This is a genomic window from Clostridium cuniculi, assembly GCF_004353185.1.
Taxonomy (GTDB): Bacteria; Bacillota; Clostridia; order Clostridiales; family Clostridiaceae; genus Clostridium; species Clostridium cuniculi.
Genome location: NZ_SMUS01000017.1, coordinates 1 through 17,868, shown reverse-complemented (window position 1 = coordinate 17,868; position 17,868 = coordinate 1). Strand labels below are relative to the sequence as shown.

Sequence of the window (17,868 nt, the reverse complement as noted above, 5' to 3'; positions counted from 1 at the left end):
TTAAGAATCAATAGAGGATAGCTAAGAGGTAAGAGAAGATATATTCACTTATCTCTTAGATAAAATCCATATCTAAACATTTATAGAAAAGGGGTGTAGAAATGAAAAGAAAAATAGTAATTGCTTTAGGTGGAAATGCTTTAGGTAATACACTATCAGAGCAAATGGTAGCTGTAAAGTCAACTGCAAAAGCTATAGTTGATTTAATAGAACAAGGTAATGATGTTATTATATCTCATGGAAATGGTCCTCAAGTAGGAATGATTAATAGTGCAATGACAGAGTTTCATAAAACAAATAAAAAATATTCAATATGTCCTATGTCTGTATGTGTTGCAATGAGTCAAGGATATATAGGTTATGATTTACAAAACTCAATAAGAGAGGAATTATTAAATAGAAACATAAATAAAGGTGTATCAACAATAATAACTCAAGTTGAGGTAGATCCAAATGATAGTTCATTTGATAATCCAACTAAACCTATAGGATCTTTTATGACTAAAGAAGAGGCTGATAGCATAATTAAAGAAGGAAAAAAGGTAATAGAAGATAGTGGAAGGGGATATAGAAGAGTAGTTGCATCACCTAAGCCTATTGGAATAGTTGAAGTTGAGACTATAAAAACTTTAGTAGAAAGCGGACAAGTAGTTATAGCTTGCGGTGGTGGTGGAATTCCTGTAGTTAGTGAAGGAAATCACTTAAAAGGTGTAGGTGCTGTAATAGATAAAGATTATGCTAGTTGTGTATTAGCAAAAGCTATAGATGCAGATTGCTTTATAATTTTAACTGCAGTAGAACAAGTTGCTATAAACTTCGGAAAAGAAAATGAAAAATGGCTTGGTGAAGTTAGCACAAAAGAAATGAGACAATATGTTGAGGAAGGACATTTTGCACCAGGATCAATGAAGCCTAAGGTAGAAGCTGGAATTGAGTTTGCAGATTCTAAGGAAGGTAGATATTCATTAATTACTTTATTAGAAAAAGCCAAAGATGGAATAGAAGGTAAAACAGGTACAAAAATATATAAATAGTTATGAGTTAAATACTAAGTGTTACAAAAGAGATTTTATGTAAACGTATTTAATTAGATTGTGGAGGAGTTATGGAAGAGAGTAATAAATCAGAGCTTTTTAACTTTTTTGGAAAGCTTAGTTTCAAAGAAATTGTACCATTAGGATTACAGCATGTTGTGGCTATGATTGTAGGGTGTGTAACACCAGCTATAATTGTTGCGTCGACAGCAGGATTAGATGCTAGTGATAAAATATTATTAGTACAATCATCACTTGTTTTTTCAGGAATTGCAACGTTAATTCAAATATTTTCAATTGGAAGAAAAATAGGAGCGAGATTACCAGTAATAATGGGTGTTAGTTTTGCTTATGTACCGACGTTAACGGCCATAGCAGGTGAATTTAGTATAGCTACAATATTTGGAGCCCAAATTTGTGGTGCATTAGTTTCTATAATTTTTGGAATATTCTCTAAAAAACTAATTAAATTTTTTCCTCCAATAGTAACAGGAACAGTAATTTTTGCTATTGGTCTTTCCTTATATTCTACTGCAGTTAAATATATGGCAGGAGGAGTTGGGAATGAGGGATTTGGTTCACCTTTAAATTGGTTAGTTGCAATAATTACATTATCAGTTGTAATTTTTTTGAATTTCTTTTCAAAGGGAACTTTAAAATTAGCTTCTATACTATTTGGAATAATGGCTGGATATATTATTTCATTATTTTTAGGAATGGTTTCATTTACTGATGTAAGTACAGCTAGTTGGTTTCAAATGCCTAAATTTTTGCACTTTGGAATAAGCTTTAATGCTACGGCTATAATATCTATGGTCGTAATGCATATAGTAAATTCAGTACAGGCTATTGGAGATTTATCAGCAACTACAAGTGGAGCAATGAATAGAAAAGCAACTGATGAAGAAATATCAGGAGGCATAATTGGTAATGGAGTATCAAGTATGTTAGGAGCTCTATTCGGTTGTATGCCAGTTGCTACTTTTAGTTCAAATGTAGGAATAGTAACTATGAATAAGGTTATAAATAGAGGGGTTTTCATATTTGCATCAATAGTGATAATAGTAGCTGGTTTAGTACCTAAATTCTCATCTATGTTGATAAGTATACCTCAATGTGTATTAGGAGGGGCTACCGTTACTGTTTTTGCAACAATTACAATGACAGGAATCAAAATGATTGCATCTACGAAGTTAACAGCTAGAAGTACAACTATAGCTGGACTTTCTATAGCCTTAGGAACTGGTATTGTTCAAGTTGAAGGTTCTTTAGGATTATTCCCTGCTTGGGCAATTTCTATATTTGGTAAATCATCAATCATTGTAACAGCATTAGTTGCAATAATATTAAATTTAGTTTTACCTAAAGAAGAAAATAACGAAGTCAAAGTTGAAATAGAAGAAAAGGATAAGGAAGATATTGGAGTTATAAATAAAGCTTAAAAGGGAGAGAGGATCAAAATGAAAGAAAGAATAGAATGGAAAGAAAATACTTTACCAAAAACAGAGGATGAAAATAGATTAAATTTTTTAAGTAAAGAGGAAATTGAAAAAACAAAACAATTTCATAGCAGTTTTCCACAATATAAAGAGACACCATTAGTTAATTTAGATAATTTAAGTAAGAAAATAGGTGTTGGAGGAATATATATTAAAGATGAATCTTATAGATTTGGATTAAATGCATTTAAGGTTCTAGGTGGATCTTTTGCTATGGCAAAATATTTAGCTCAAAAATTAGGTAAGGACATTTCAGAATTACCATATGAAAAGCTAATATCTGATGAAGTAAGAAAAGAGCTTGGAGATATAACATTTGTAACTGCTACAGATGGAAATCATGGAAGAGGAGTAGCTTGGACTGCTAATAAGTTAAAGCAAAAATCAGTAGTATACATGCCAAAAGGTTCTTCTCAAATAAGATTAGAAAATATAAGAAAAGAAGGAGCAGATGCATCAATAACTGATATGAATTACGATGAGGCTGTTAGATTGGCAGCTAAGTATGCAAATGAACATAATGGTGTAGTTATTCAAGACACAGCTTGGGAAGGTTACGAAGATATTCCAGCTTGGATAATGCAAGGTTATGGAACTATGGGATTAGAAGCATTAAATCAACTTAAAGATTTTGGGGTTGAAAGACCTACTCATATATTTATTCAAGCAGGAGTTGGATCTTTAGCTGGTGCAATTCAAGGATTCTTTGCATCTGTATATAAGGATAATTGCCCTATAACAACTATTGTAGAAGCTAGTGAAGCAGCTTGTATTTATAAGTCAGCTGCAGCTAATGATGGAGAGTTAAGAATTGTAGATGGTGATATGCCTACTATTATGGCAGGGTTAGCTTGTGGTGAGGCTAATATTATTGGCTGGGATGTTCTAAAAAATTGTTCAAGTATGTTTGTTTCAGCTCCAGATCATATTGCTGCTAATGGAATGAGAATACTAGGAAACCCAATGCCAGGTGATACTAAGGTAGTTTCAGGAGAATCAGGTGCCGTGACTTTAGGATTACTATATGAAATAATGACTAATAGTGAATATTCTGAATTAAAGCAAAAATTAGCATTAGATGAAAACTCAAAAGTTCTTTTATTTAGCACAGAAGGAGATACTGACCCAGATAAATATAGAGAAATTGTTTGGGAAGGTGAATATTAAAATTTCTATAAATAATCCACTAGTTATTTAGAACTTTAGGTTTTTAACATAATTATAATATATAGTTAATTTATAGGTTAAAAATACAAAAAAGTAGGTGGGGAGAATGATTTTAATTGGAAATGGAAGAGTTATTACTAATGATGATAGTAATACTTTCATAGAAAATGGATGTATAGCTATAGAGGGGAATATTATCAAAGAAGTTGGAGAAACTTCAGAAATTAAATGTAAATATGCGGATAAGTATGATGAGTTTATAGATGCTAAAGGTAAGCTTATAATGCCAGGAATGATAAATACTCATCATCATATATATAGTGCTTTTGCTAGAGGATTAGATTTGAAAAATCCTCCGGCAGAAACATTTATTGATATTTTAAAAAATGTATGGTGGAGAATTGATAAAAAACTTTCACTAGAAGATATAAGATATAGTGCCTATACAACTTTAATTGAGAGTATAAAAAATGGTGTAACAACTATTTTTGATCACCATGCGAGTCCTATGTCAGTAGAGGGAAGTTTATTTGCAATATCAAATGTTGCTGATGAATTAGGAATAAGAGGCTGTTATTGCTATGAAGTTTCTGATAGAGATGGACAAAAGATACTTAAGCAAGGAATCAATGAAAATATTGATTTTATAAAGTATGCCAATACAAAAGATGATGATATGACTAAAGGAATGTTTGGAATGCATGCATCATTTACTTTAAGTCATGAAAGTTTAGAAAAGTGTAGAGAAGCTATGAATGGAATTGATGCTGGATATCATATTCATGTATCAGAAGGTATTGAAGATCTTAAGAATAGCTTAAGATATAGTGGAAAAAGAACTGTTGAAAGATTAATGGATTATGGAATATTAGGAGATAAGACTATTGCTGGGCATTGTGTTCATGTTAATGATGCAGAGTTAGATATATTAAAGGATACTAATACAAGTGTTGTAAATAATCCTGAGTCTAATATGGGAAATGCTGTAGGAGTAGCACCTGTCATTAAAATGATAGATAAGGGAATTAGAGTTGGAATCGGAACAGATGGATATACAAGTGATATATTTGAGTCAATGAAAGTTGAGAATATCATTCACAAACATAATTTATGTGATTCTAATGTTGGCTTTATGGAAACTTCTAAAATGGCATTTCACAATAACAAAGAAATTGCTTCTAAATATTATAAAAATCCATTAGGAGTGTTAGAAGAGGGGGCATATGCAGACATTATAATAGTAGACTATAATCCTATGACTCCGATGGATAAAAATAATTATTTTGGACACATTTTATTTGGTGTTTCTGGTAGAAGTGTGGATACAACTATTATTAATGGAAAAGTTGTAATGAAAGATAGAGTATTAGTTAATGTTGATGAGGAACTTATTTATAGAAAGTCACGAAAAGTAGCTGAGAAGTTATGGAAAAGGCTTTAAGATTTATTAGTTTAATTATTCAGGGGATAAAATAGAGAGGAGTAAGAGAATGGCAAATTTAAATATTGATATATTAGGAATGAAATTTAGCAATCCTATTTTTACTGCAGCTGGACCTGGAGCTAAAGATGGTGAACTTTGTGTAAAGGCGGTACAGGGAGGAGCAGGTGGAATAGTGACAAAAACTATATCAGAAGCTCCAGCAGATGTACCAAGACCTTGTATGGCAAAAACTAATTCAGGATTTTTAAATACAGAGCTATGGTCAGAATTGCCAAAAGAACAATGGATAGAAAAGGAGTATAAGAGAGCTAAAGAAGCCGGTGTACCTATGATTGTAAGTATGGGTTATACTGCAGAAGATATTTCAAAGGTTGCACCTTTAGTTAAACCTTATGCAGATGCTGTTGAACTTTCTACACATTATGTTGGAACAGATATTGCTCCAATAGTAAATGCAATGAAAGCAGCAAAAGCAGCATTAGATTGTCCTGTATTCATGAAGTTAAGCCCACATACAGATATTCAAGGAATAGCAAAGGCTTTAGAAGAAGCGGGAGCAGATGGATTAGTTATGATAAATTCATTTGGACCTTGTATGGCAATTGATGTTGAGACTGGGTATCCAATTATGGGAAGTCAAAAAGGTTATGGATGGCTTTCCGGATCACCTATAAGACCATTGGCAGTAAGAAATATATATGATGCATCAAGAGCAGTTAAAATTCCTATTATAGGTGTTGGAGGAGTAACATCAGGTAAAGATGCAGCTGAAATGTTAATGGCTGGTGCTAGTGCAGTTCAAGTATGTACTGAAGCTATATTAAAGGGACCAACAGTATATGGAAAAATTGCTAAGGAATTAAATGAATTCTTAGATAATCATGGATATAAAGATGTTAGTGAAATAATAGGACTTTCACATAAAAAATCAGCTGAAAGAAACTTTAGAACAACATCAATCCCACCAACTGTAGATTTAGATAAATGTATTAAATGTGGTCAATGTAAAGTAAGTTGTGTTTATGATGCTATAGAAATAGCAGACAAGCTAAGCATAGATACTGAAAAATGTTTTGGTTGTGGACTATGTGTAACTAGGTGCCCAAAAAATGCATTAAAAATACAATATAAATAAATTTTTTGTTAAAGCTTAAATTCAGTGATGACAAAAATTAATGATATAACCTCGAGGAATGGTGTAATTTAAGTTAAGAATTTATATATTTTTTCATAGAAGCTGTTAAAACTTAAAAAGTCACTTCACTCCCTTAAGTGAGATTTAACTCTTTATTTAACACAGTTTTTATTAAAAAAATTAAATTCTGAAACTTAGTTATAATATTCCTTTAGGTAATATCATTAATTTTTCTCTATTACTGGAATGAATCTAAAATGCATAATTTTAAGAGCAGAAGCCTTAGAAAATAAAGACTTTTACTGTATTTAATCTAGTGGTACATATTAATATTGAGAGGAGATAAGGGGTTATGGTTGATTTTTTACTTAATGGGAAAGTATGTAATATTGAAGAAAATGAGTCTTTAATAAAGGTTTTAAGAGATAAAGAAAATTTAATATCAGTAAAAAATGGTTGTGGAGAAGGAGCTTGTGGGGCTTGTATGGTTCTAGTTGATGGAAAAGCTACTAGAGCTTGTTTATTAAAGGGTGAGAAAGTTAAAGGTAAAGAAGTTATTACAGTTGAAGGATTAGATGAGAATTATAAAAAAGCTTTTGCTTATTCATTTACAAAGGTTGGAGCTGTTCAATGTGGATTTTGCATACCAGGAATGGTTATAAGTGCTACTGGATTATTTAAAAAGACATTAACACCAACCTTAGATGAAGTAAAAAAAGCACTTATGGGAAATATATGTAGATGTACAGGGTATAAGAAAATTGAAGAAGCTGTATTACTAGCAGCTGATATTATAAGAGAGAATAAAGAAGTGCCATTAGTAAAATGTAAAGGATTAGTTGGAGATCCGTTAGGTAGAGTTGATGCAGAAGATAAAGTATTAGCATTAGATGGATATTGTGATGATTTTAAGGTTGAAGGGATGCTATATGGAGTAGCACTTAGACCGGAATTTCCTAGAATACTAATAAAAAATATTGATTATACAGAAGCTTTAAAATTAGATGGAGTAGTTAAAGTTGTTACTGCTGATGATGTACCAGGAAATAGATTTTGTGGGCATTTGAAAAAGGATTGGCCAGCTTTAATTGCAATAGGAGAAGAAACTAGATATGTAGGAGATACTATTGCTTTAGTAGTAGCAGAAGATGAAGAGACAGCAAGAAAGGCGGTTAGTTTAATTAAGGTAGATTATGATAAATTAACTCCTATGACTTCACCAGAAGATTCTCTTAAAGATGGAGCACCAGAACTTCATAAGGGTGGAAATATATTAACAAGAGAAGTTTTAAAAAGAGGTAATGTTGATGAGGCTATTAAAAATTCTAAGTATGTTGTAACAAATACTTATTCAGTTCCATTTACTGAGCATGCTTTTTTAGAGCCAGAAAGTGCATTAGCAGTGCCTACAAATGAAGAGCTTATAGTTTATACTGGAAGTCAATCAGTTTATGATGATTTACGTGAAATTACATCATTATTAGGTGTTGAAGATAGTAAAGTTAGAATAATATCTAAGTATGTTGGTGGTGGATTTGGTGGTAAAGAAGATATGAGTTGTCAACACCATACTGCATTACTTGCTTTTTTAACTGGAAGACCTGTAAAAATGACATTAAAAAGGTCAGAAAGTATAAAAGTTCACCCAAAAAGACATGCGATGAAAATGGAGTTTACAACTGCCTGTGATGAAAATGGAAAGTTAACAGCTATGAAAGCTAAAATTATTGCAGATACAGGAGCTTATGCATCTTTAGGAGGGCCAGTACTGCAAAGAGCATGTACTCATGCTGCAGGACCATATAATTATCAAAATTCTGAAGTTGAAGGTATAGCAGTTTATACAAATAATCCTCCAGGAGGAGCATTTAGAGGATTTGGAGTAACACAATCAGCATTTGCAACTGAAGCTAATATAAATAAGTTAGCGGAGCTTGTTGGAATATCTCCTTGGGAGATACGTTTTAGAAATGCAATTGAACCGGGACAAGAGTTACCTAATGGACAAATTGCAGATGCAGGTACGGCTTTAAAAGAGACTTTATTAGCTGTTAAGGACGAATATGAAAAAAATGAATTTGTAGGAATAGCATGTGCATTTAAAAATGCTGGTATAGGGGTAGGGCTTCCTGATATAGGTAGAACTATTCTAGAGGTTAAAGATGAAACTATTATTATAAGAACTTCAGCAGCATGTATGGGACAAGGTGTAGGAACTACTATGACACAAATAGTATGTGAAACTTTAGATTTAGATTCAAGTAAGGTTAAATGGATGAAACCAGATACTAAGTTAACACCAGATGCAGGAACATCAACTGCATCAAGACAAACGGTATTTACTGGAGAAGCTACAAGAGTTGCAGCTTTAAAATTAAAGGAAGCACTTAAAACAAAAACACTTTCTGAGCTTAATGGAAAGGAATTTTATGGAGAGTTTTATGGAAAAACTGATAAAATGGGAAGTGATAAGAAAAATCCAGTAAGTCACGTTGCCTATGGATTTGCAACTCAAGTTGTTATTTTAAATAAAGATGGAAAAGTTGAAAAAGTTATTGCTGCACATGATGTTGGAAAAGCAATTAATCCTATAAATGTTGAAGGACAAATTGAAGGTGGAGTTGTTATGGGGTTAGGATATGCACTAACTGAAGATTATCCATTGAAAGAGTCAGTTCCTACTGCTAAATTTGGAACCTTAGGATTGTTTAGAGCAACTATGGTTCCAGAAATAGAAAGTATTATAGTTGAAAAAAATGATGCAGAATTAGTATATGGAGCTAAGGGAGTTGGTGAAATAACTTGTATACCAACAGCACCAGCAGTTCAAGGAGCATACTATAAGTTAGATGGAGTTTTTAGAACTAAGCTGCCTTTAGAAAATACTTTTTATAAAAAAGCCAAAAAATAGATATTAATATAAAATCACCATTAGTATATAATTGTATAATAATGGTGATTTTTTAATATATATTAATTAAGAAATAATTTAAATACATATATTTAATAAATTAAATTAGTGTACAAGCAATTACACCAGATATTAAAAGGAGATGAGAATGTGCAGAAATTAAATTTAGTGGTAGTATTTATAGAAGGATTATTATCTTTCTTTTCACCGTGTATATTACCAATTTTACCAGTTTATTTAAGTATATTGTCAAATAGTAATGTAGATGTATTAAAGAATGGAGAAGATAAATTCGTAAAAACAGCATTATTTAAAAATACTATATTATTTGTTTTAGGAATTTCAACTACATTTTTTATATTAGGTTCATCTGTAAATATATTAAGTTCATTTTTTAGTGAAAATAAAGATTATATAATGGTTATAGGTGGAATAATCATAGTATTTATGGGATTGTTTTACGTAGATATAATTAAATCAACATTATTAAGCAGAGAAAAAAGAATGAACATAAAAGTAAAAGAAATGAATTCTTTATCTGCATTTATATTAGGATTTACTTTTAGTTTTGGATGGACACCATGCATTGGGCCAATACTTGCATCAGTTCTTATTATGGCTTCAGGTTCAAGTAGTGGAATGGTAGCTAATTTATTAATAATTGTGTACACAATAGGATTCATTTTGCCGTTTATAATAGTAGCTGGATTTTATAATAAGCTATTTAAAAGTATTGATAAAATGAAAAACTATATGGGAATAATAAAAAAGATATGCGGAATTATTCTTATAATAAGTGGACTAGTTATGTTTTTTAATGGAGTTACAAATATTAATAAAAATAAACAGTATAATAATATAGAAAAAAATGAAATTATAGATAAAGAAGATAATAAAAGTTCTGAGGAAATGGCAGTAGATTTTACATTGAAGGATCAGTATGGAAATGGACATACATTAAGTGAATATAAAGGTAAAACTATATTTCTAAATTTTTGGGCAACTTGGTGTCCACCTTGTAGAGGAGAAATGCCAGAGATAGAAGAGATATATAATGAATATGGGAAAAACAATGATAATATTATAATATTAGGAGTGGCAGCTCCAAACCTGGGAAGAGAAGGTTCAGAGGAGGAAATAGCTAATTTTTTATCGGAAAATAATTATACATTTCCTGTAGTTATGGATTTTGGTGGAGAATTAGTTTATAAATACGATATATCAGGATTTCCAACTACTTTTATAATTAATGAGGATGGAGAAATAATTCATAAGGTTGTTGGAGCTATGGATAAAGAAAGTATGAAAGAAATTATAGAAAGTAAAAAATAAAGTTAATAATAGATATATTAAATAAGCTACTCAAAATAATGGGTAGTTTATTTCTATTTTTACTTAAATATTTGTATATAATATATAGTATATTAATTATTTAAGATAAAGAGGTGCATATGAAAAAAACATTATATGATTATAAAGAAGTAATTAAAGAATTGCCACTAAAAAATAAGTATACAAAAGAAGAATTATTAATAGATAAGTTTTTAATTGATAAAGAAAATAATATAGAAATATATTATGCTCCACATAATGAATATTTAAATCCTAAGGCGAAAATATTTATTATTGGAATAACTCCAGGATTTCAACAAATGAGTACTGCTATAGCAACAGCAAGAAAAGAATTAGAAGTAAGTGATAATATTGAAGAGATACAATATAAATGTAAAGTTGCAGCTAGATTTAGTGGAAGTTTAAGAAAAAATATTATTTCTATGTTAGATGGAATAGAACTTAATAATATATTTAATTTACAAAGTTGTAGTCAATTATTTGATGAAGATGATTATTTATTACATACAATATCCTTAATACCATATCCCGTTTTTGTTAAGGGACAAAATTATACTGGACATACACCTAAGTTAATTAAAAGCAAATTTTTAATGAAATATATATATGATAATTTTATAAATGAGTTTAAAAAATTAGAAAAACCAGGAGAAATATTATTAATACCTTTAGGAAAAGCAGTTGAAGAGGTATTAATAAATTTAAAAGATAATGGAATTATAAAAGAAGAGCAAATTCTTATTGGATTTCCCCATCCTTCAGGTGCCAATGTTAATAGGGTAGCTCAATTTGAAGCTAATAGAGATAATATGATTAAGTTTATTAAAAAGCATTTTAAATATGTATAGGAGGAAATAATAATGAATAATTTAAAGAAAGCTATTTTTGCTGGAGGATGTTTTTGGTGTATGGTAAAACCTTTTGATTCATATGATGGAGTAAAAAGTGTAGTAGTAGGTTATACAGGGGGAAATGTAGCAAATCCTACATATGAGCAAGTATGCAGAACAGAAACTGGACACTATGAAGCAGTAGAAATTACATATGATGAAAGTGTTGTAAAGTACATAGAATTAGTAGAAGCATTCTTTATGAGTATTGACCCAACTGATGAAGGTGGACAATTTAATGATAGAGGAAGAAGTTATGAAACAGCAGTATTTTATCTAGATGACGAACAAAAGAAAGTGGCTGAAGAATATAAATTAAACTTAAATGAAAGCGGTATATTTAATAAACCTATAGCTGTAAAGATATTAAAAGCGGAAGAGTTTTATCCAGCAGAAGAATATCATCAAGATTATTATAAGAAAAATCCATTTAGATATAATGCTTATTATGTTGGTTCAGGAAGAAAGAAATTTATAGAAGAATCATGGGAATTATCAGAGGAGAAGAAAAAAGAACTTAAAGAAAGATTAACACCCCTTCAATATAAAGTTACTCAAGAAAATGGAACTGAACCTCCTTTTAACAATGAGTATGATGCACATTTTGAAGAGGGAATATATGTAGATATAGTTACTGGAAAACCACTATTCTCATCAAAAGATAAATTTAATTCAGGTTGTGGATGGCCAGCTTTTTCTAAACCTATAAATAAGGGATATGTAAAAGAAAAAGAAGATTTTAGTCATGGAATGTTTAGAACTGAAGTAAGAAGTAAATCAGGAAATTCTCACTTAGGTCATGTATTTACAGACGGCCCTGAAGAGTTAGGTGGATTGAGATATTGTATAAATTCAGCAGCATTAAAGTTTATACCTAAAGATAAAATGAAAGATTTAGGGTATGAAGACTATTTAGATAAAATATAATTAAAAAATACAAATAAAACTGCTCATTGTTTAAATAATGAGCAGTTTTGTAATATTTATATTAATTTAATTATTAAACATTATTTTTTACATGAATTATTTCACCATTTTTAATGTAAGCTCTAGGAACTCTCTTTTTTAATAAGCAAAGAACTTCATAATTTATACTATCCATACATTTTGCAAGATCATCGGCATTAAATTTAATACCATTACTTTCACCTAGTAATATAACCTCATCTCCAGATTTAACATCATCTATGTCAGTAACATCAATCATAAATTGATCCATACAAATGTTACCTACTATAGGAGCAAGTTGCCCATTAACAATAACTTTAGCATCATGTTTTAATGTTCTAATATATCCATCTGCATAGCCAATAGGAATAGTTGCAATTTTACTTTTTCTAGATGTTTTAAAAGTTCTATTGTAACTAATATACATTCCACTTTCTAATTCTTTAACATGAGCAATTTTAGCTTTTAAAGTTAAGGCAGGTTTAATTAATAAGTTCTCCTTTTTAACTTCATTTGAAGGGTAATATCCATAAAGAATAATTCCAGCTCTTACAGCATCTAAGTAGGTATTAGGCAAATCTATAATTGCAGCACTATTAGATGCATGCTTTAAAGGTATATTAATTCCTTGTTTTTCTAGTCTGTTAATAAAATCATAAATTTGATTAAATTGATATTGAGTATACTCTTTATCTTCTTCATCAGAACTAGAGAAGTGAGTAAAGATTCCAATAACATCTAAACCATCTAAAGCACAAATTTCACAAATAGCATTAAAACTTTCATCACTAGGAAGGAAGCCAATTCTACCCATACCAGTATCTAAGGCTATGTGAACTTTTGCTTTTTTATTAAGGCTTATTGCTAAAGAAGATAATTCCTTTGCATAATCTAAATCATAAATTGTTTGCTCTATATCATAATTAATTAAATCTTCTCCTAAATATGATGGTGTATATCCAAGTATCATTATAGGGGCTGTAATATTGTTATTTCTAAGTTCAATTGCTTCAGTAAGCATTGCAACAGCTAGTCTTGAAGCACCATTTTCTAAAAGGCAAGGAGCTACATCTAAAGCACCATGTCCATATGCATCAGCTTTTACAACTGCCATAACTTCTTTATTTCCGGCTAATTTTTTTATATTTTTCATATTATTTGCAAGTATATCTAAATCTATTTCAGCCCATACGGGTCTCATTATCTTTTCCATAACTACACCTCAAACTTTTTATATCTTAGTATTATTGTAATAAAAATATTAGAAAATGATAAGTACCACTAAGTATTTAAATTTTAGTAGTAGTGGTTCTTTTTTAGTTTTCAGCCAAATCAAGTTTTGATACATTATAACTTTAAGATAAATTTGCCTATAAAAATAATTAGATTTTTTTAAATATGTAGATATGCTATTTTTTTTAGTTAGATAGGTAATATTTAAAGATTGTTTATTAAGATAAAAAATGATATTATAAGTAAAAACTTAAGTAAAGGGATGAGATATAATGTCAATAAAGTATAAAAAGCCTGAACTTTTAGCACCTGCTGGAAGCCTTGAAAAATTAAAAATTGCTTTTCAATATGGAGCTGATGCAGTTTATTTTGGAGGAGAAGCCTTTTCATTAAGAGCAGCAGCACAAAACTTTTCATTTGAGGAAATAAAGGAAGGAGCTGAATTAGCTCACAGTTTAGGAAAGAAGATATATTGTACAGTAAATGTAATGCCAAGGAATGAAGGTATAGAAAAGTTGCCAGAATTCTTAAAGAGTCTTGAAGAAGCTAAAGTTGATGCGGTTTTAGTATCAGACCTTGGAGTTTTTAGAACTGTTCAAAAGCATACTAATTTACCAATACATATTAGTACACAAGCTAATACGGTAAATTATGAAGGATGTAATATGTGGCATGATTTAGGTGCAGAACGTGTAGTTTTAGCTAGAGAATGTTCATTAAAGGAAATAAAAGAAATTAGAGAACATATACCAGAAGAGCTAGAATTAGAAGTTTTTGTTCATGGAGCTATGTGTATGTCATATTCAGGAAGATGTTTACTTTCAAGTTATATGACAGGAAGAGATTCTAATAGAGGGGCTTGTGCGCAATCTTGTAGATGGAAGTATTCTTTAGTAGAAGAAAAAAGACCTAATCAATATTTTCCTATTGAAGAAGATCAACATGGTACATATATAATGAATTCAAAAGATTTATGTATGATAGAGCACTTACCAGAACTTTTAGAAGCTGGGGTTTCATCTTTAAAAATTGAAGGTAGAAATAAGAGTGAATATTATGTTGCCATAGTTGTTAATGCTTATAGAAAAGCAATAGATTTATATTACGAAGATCCAGAAAATTATAAATTACCTAAAGTTTTAAGAGATGAAATGTATAAGGTTAGTCATAGAGAGTATAATACTGGATTCTTCTTTAATGAGCCTAAAAGTGATGCAATAATTTATCATACAAATGATCATGTTAGAGAGTATGATGTAGTTGCTATAGTACATGAGTATGATGAAGAAAGTCAAATTGCATTATGCAAGCAAAGAAATAAATTTGTAAAGGGAGATAAAGTAGAAATACTAACTCCAGGTGAGTTTGGAGAAAGCTTTATTGTTGAAGAACTTTATAATGAAGATGGAGAAGCTATAGAAGGCTGTCCACATCCAGGAATGATGTGTAAGGTTAAGGTTCCATTTAAAGTTGGTAAAAACTCATTTTTAAGAAAAGAGTTAGTTAAATAGATTTGTAGTAAAAAAATATTAACATAAAAACTCATTTTGAATATTATGTAGTATAAACAATATGAGGTGGGTTTTGTGGATACAAATGATAGCTTTTTAGAGAAAGTTGATAATTTAAATAATAAACTTTTAAAGTTAATATTAACACTATATTCTATTAATAACTTTTATGAGGATGAAAATTTAAAAAAAACAATCTTACAATTAAAAAATGATATTGATTCAAGGGGAGAGTTAAAAAATAATATTGATTCAATTAAAGATATAGAATCAGTAGTATACGACTCTATAAATCAAGCAGGTTTTGATTATGATGATGAGCAGGGGATTTTTTATTCAATAATTGATGCATGGCAACATGATTATGGTTATTGTAGAGTTTATGATGAATTTTCTGCACCATTAAGTATGATATTTGATTGTGAACCTATTTATTTTGACTACAATAATAAGAGATGGCTTATTGAATTTTGGAAGGGACAGTACGGGATTTGTACAGGCGTTGAAGTTGGAGTATATGCTTCAGAAAAAACTATATATAATGAAATAATGGATAGTAAGAATGTATTTTATGATAAAATAAGTCCTGAAGAATTCTTAGATATTGAGATTGTTGTTAGGAAAAATGGAGAAGTTATTTTCAAAAGAAAAGATAAACATTGGTGGTTAACAGGGTTTATTCTTGGAGAATTTTCTGAACCAGATGAGTTATCAGCAGATATAAGTATAACTCTAATAAATGAAGAAATGAGAGATGCATTTATACAAGGGTTAAATTATGCTGGATATGACAATGAAGAAATTAAAGTAAAAGACAATAGTGTAGAGATATTCTTTGATAAACCAAAAACAAAGCAACCATATACTAATATTAAATCTTTAAACTATATCATGCAAAGAAAAAATGAATATTTATGTAATGTTTATAATAATATAACTAAACAATATAAAAATTATGATGAAAAGATTAATGCTGTAAAGAAACAATCACCATTACTATATAGACAAATTATGAATATTGGTAGATGGAAATTAATGTTAAGTTTATACAATGTATATAAATTTAATAAAGATAGTTAATTAAAAGACAGAAATTAATAGCAAATTAATTTCTGTCTTTTAATCATTTTTAGAGGAATTTCATAGAAATATAATATAAATAATTTGGGGGCGACTATAAATGAATCACTTTAAAAGGATATCCAAAGTTTTTGAAGAGGCTTACGAAATATCTTTTAATAATGAATCAAAGATTGTATTGATGAGTGATTGTCATAGAGGGACTGGTGATTGGAGTGACACATTTCTAAAAAATCAAAATATTTATTTTAGTGCATTGATGAATTATTATGAGAAGGGATATACTTATATAGAATTAGGTGATGGAGATGAACTTTGGGAAAATAAAAGAATGAAGGATATTTCAGAAATTCATAATAATGTTTTTTGGATTTTGAATAAATTATATTGTTCTGGAAGATTTCATATGATTTATGGAAATCATGATATGATTAAAAAGAACCAGAAATTTATTAAAAAGTGTTTATGTAAATGCTTGGATAGAGAAGGATTAAGATATGAGTCAGTTTTTAAAGATTTTTATGTTCATGAAGGAATAATCTTAAAATATAATAATAGTCAAAAAAAGATTTTTTTACTACATGGACATCAAGGCGATTTGCTAAATGATAGCTTGTGGAAGTTAAGTAGATTTCTTGTTAGGTATTTATGGAAACCATTAGAGAATTTTGGAGTAAAGGATCCTACTAGAGCAGCTAAAAGCTATAAAGAGAAAAATAAAGTGGACAAGAGGTTAAGTGAATGGGCTTCAAGAGAAAATGTTATTGTTATAGCAGGGCATACTCATAGACCTATGTTTCCTGATGTTGGTGAAGTACCATATTTTAATGATGGAAGCTGTGTTCATCCAAGGTGTATAACAGCTATTGAAATATTAAATGGATGTATATTATTAGTAAAATGGAGCATAAAGACTAATGAAAAGGGTATGCTGTATATTGGTAGAGAGATACTAGAAGGTCCAACAGATATTAATGAATATTTTAATAGTATGATAAATAGTTGATATTAAAAAAGAGTAGCTATTTTAGCAATGGGTTACGATTTGAAATGCAGATTAGTGTAATCACATATAAAAAACATTGAAAATCGTAACCTTAACTTTTTATTAGTATTAAAACTTATCCTAGTGTGTCAGTATTAGAATAGTTAAGAAAAAGATAGAAAGTATAAGAAAAATGAATATAAACTTAAATAAATAAAAAAACATATATATTGATATAATAAATAGATGGTAAGATAAGTTTCGTTGCCGATGAGCAAATAAGTATTATGAAAAATCTTCGGTTTTATCGTGTTAAATTTCTAATGTGATTGAGTGAAAAAAACTTTAAAAAAAGTTATTGACATCAATCGGTAGGAATGATAAGATAAGGAAGTCGCTTCGGTGCGACAGAGTAAATGGTCTTTGAAAATTGAACAGAATATAGTTAAAGTAAACCAGCAATTCTTTTGAGATAAGTGAGGATCTAAATTTTAATTTAGTAATTCGAACTTACAAAATGAATGAAAATTTCATTTTGGACCTTTTAAAATCTCAAAGTAATTTGAGCAAATGATTAAACTTTTTAGTGAGAGTTTGATCCTGGCTCAGGACGAACGCTGGCGGCGTGCCTAACACATGCAAGTCGAGCGAGTGGAGTTCTTCGGAACAAAGCTAGCG

Annotated in this window: 13 protein-coding genes and 1 rRNA gene; 13 read left to right on the top strand and 1 reads right to left on the bottom strand. The window is 29.7% G+C overall.

What is annotated here, in order from left to right:
* Positions 1-101: 101 nt before the first annotated feature.
* From arcC to msrB, 9 genes are all read left to right on the top strand, one after another.
* Positions 102-1,034, top strand: coding sequence for a carbamate kinase (arcC, locus tag EJJ37_RS10110; protein ID WP_133015462.1), 933 nt, complete (start codon positions 102-104; stop codon positions 1,032-1,034).
* Positions 1,035-1,105: 71 nt separating this feature from the next.
* Positions 1,106-2,476: a uracil-xanthine permease family protein gene (locus EJJ37_RS10105; RefSeq protein WP_133015461.1), complete on the top strand. Its 1,371-nt coding sequence runs from the start codon at positions 1,106-1,108 to the stop codon at positions 2,474-2,476.
* Between the two features lie 18 nt (positions 2,477-2,494).
* On the top strand, positions 2,495-3,700 hold the full coding sequence (gene dpaL, locus EJJ37_RS10100; protein ID WP_133015460.1) for a diaminopropionate ammonia-lyase: 1,206 nt from the start codon (positions 2,495-2,497) through the stop codon (positions 3,698-3,700).
* 106 nt (positions 3,701-3,806) lie between these two features.
* Positions 3,807-5,141, top strand: a complete 1,335-nt coding sequence (ssnA, locus tag EJJ37_RS10095; RefSeq protein WP_133015459.1) for a putative aminohydrolase SsnA — start codon at positions 3,807-3,809, stop codon at positions 5,139-5,141.
* Positions 5,142-5,190: 49 nt separating this feature from the next.
* Positions 5,191-6,279 (top strand): 4Fe-4S binding protein, encoded by a 1,089-nt coding sequence (locus tag EJJ37_RS10090; RefSeq protein WP_133015458.1) that lies wholly within the window; start codon positions 5,191-5,193, stop codon positions 6,277-6,279.
* Between the two features lie 352 nt (positions 6,280-6,631).
* Positions 6,632-9,190 carry a selenium-dependent xanthine dehydrogenase gene (xdh, locus tag EJJ37_RS10085; RefSeq protein ID WP_133015457.1) on the top strand — a complete coding sequence of 853 codons (2,559 nt, stop codon included), beginning with the start codon at positions 6,632-6,634 and terminating at the stop codon, positions 9,188-9,190.
* A gap of 150 nt (positions 9,191-9,340) precedes the next feature.
* Positions 9,341-10,522 (top strand): cytochrome c biogenesis protein/redoxin, encoded by a 1,182-nt coding sequence (locus EJJ37_RS10080; RefSeq protein ID WP_133015456.1) that lies wholly within the window; start codon positions 9,341-9,343, stop codon positions 10,520-10,522.
* A gap of 119 nt (positions 10,523-10,641) precedes the next feature.
* Positions 10,642-11,391, top strand: coding sequence for a hypothetical protein (locus EJJ37_RS10075; protein ID WP_133015455.1), 750 nt, complete (start codon positions 10,642-10,644; stop codon positions 11,389-11,391).
* Positions 11,392-11,403: 12 nt separating this feature from the next.
* A complete protein-coding gene (gene msrB, locus EJJ37_RS10070) occupies positions 11,404-12,360 on the top strand; it encodes a peptide-methionine (R)-S-oxide reductase MsrB (protein ID WP_133015454.1) in 957 nt (318 codons plus the stop codon).
* A 73-nt stretch (positions 12,361-12,433) separates the two neighbouring features.
* Here msrB and alr read toward each other — a convergent pair whose 3' ends face one another.
* Positions 12,434-13,594 carry an alanine racemase gene (gene alr, locus EJJ37_RS10065; protein ID WP_133015453.1) on the bottom strand — a complete coding sequence of 387 codons (1,161 nt, stop codon included), beginning with the start codon at positions 13,592-13,594 and terminating at the stop codon, positions 12,434-12,436.
* Between the two features lie 292 nt (positions 13,595-13,886).
* Between alr and EJJ37_RS10060 the strand changes: the two genes are divergently transcribed.
* From EJJ37_RS10060 to EJJ37_RS10045, 4 genes are all read left to right on the top strand, one after another.
* Complete coding sequence (locus tag EJJ37_RS10060) at positions 13,887-15,125, top strand: peptidase U32 family protein (protein WP_133015452.1); 1,239 nt, start codon at positions 13,887-13,889, stop codon at positions 15,123-15,125.
* A gap of 75 nt (positions 15,126-15,200) precedes the next feature.
* Positions 15,201-16,205, top strand: a complete 1,005-nt coding sequence (locus EJJ37_RS10055; protein ID WP_166484733.1) for a DUF4474 domain-containing protein — start codon at positions 15,201-15,203, stop codon at positions 16,203-16,205.
* A 100-nt stretch (positions 16,206-16,305) separates the two neighbouring features.
* On the top strand, positions 16,306-17,211 hold the full coding sequence (locus EJJ37_RS10050) for a metallophosphoesterase (protein ID WP_133015450.1): 906 nt from the start codon (positions 16,306-16,308) through the stop codon (positions 17,209-17,211).
* Positions 17,212-17,772: 561 nt separating this feature from the next.
* A 16S ribosomal RNA gene (locus EJJ37_RS10045) occupies positions 17,773-17,868 on the top strand; the annotation flags it as partial.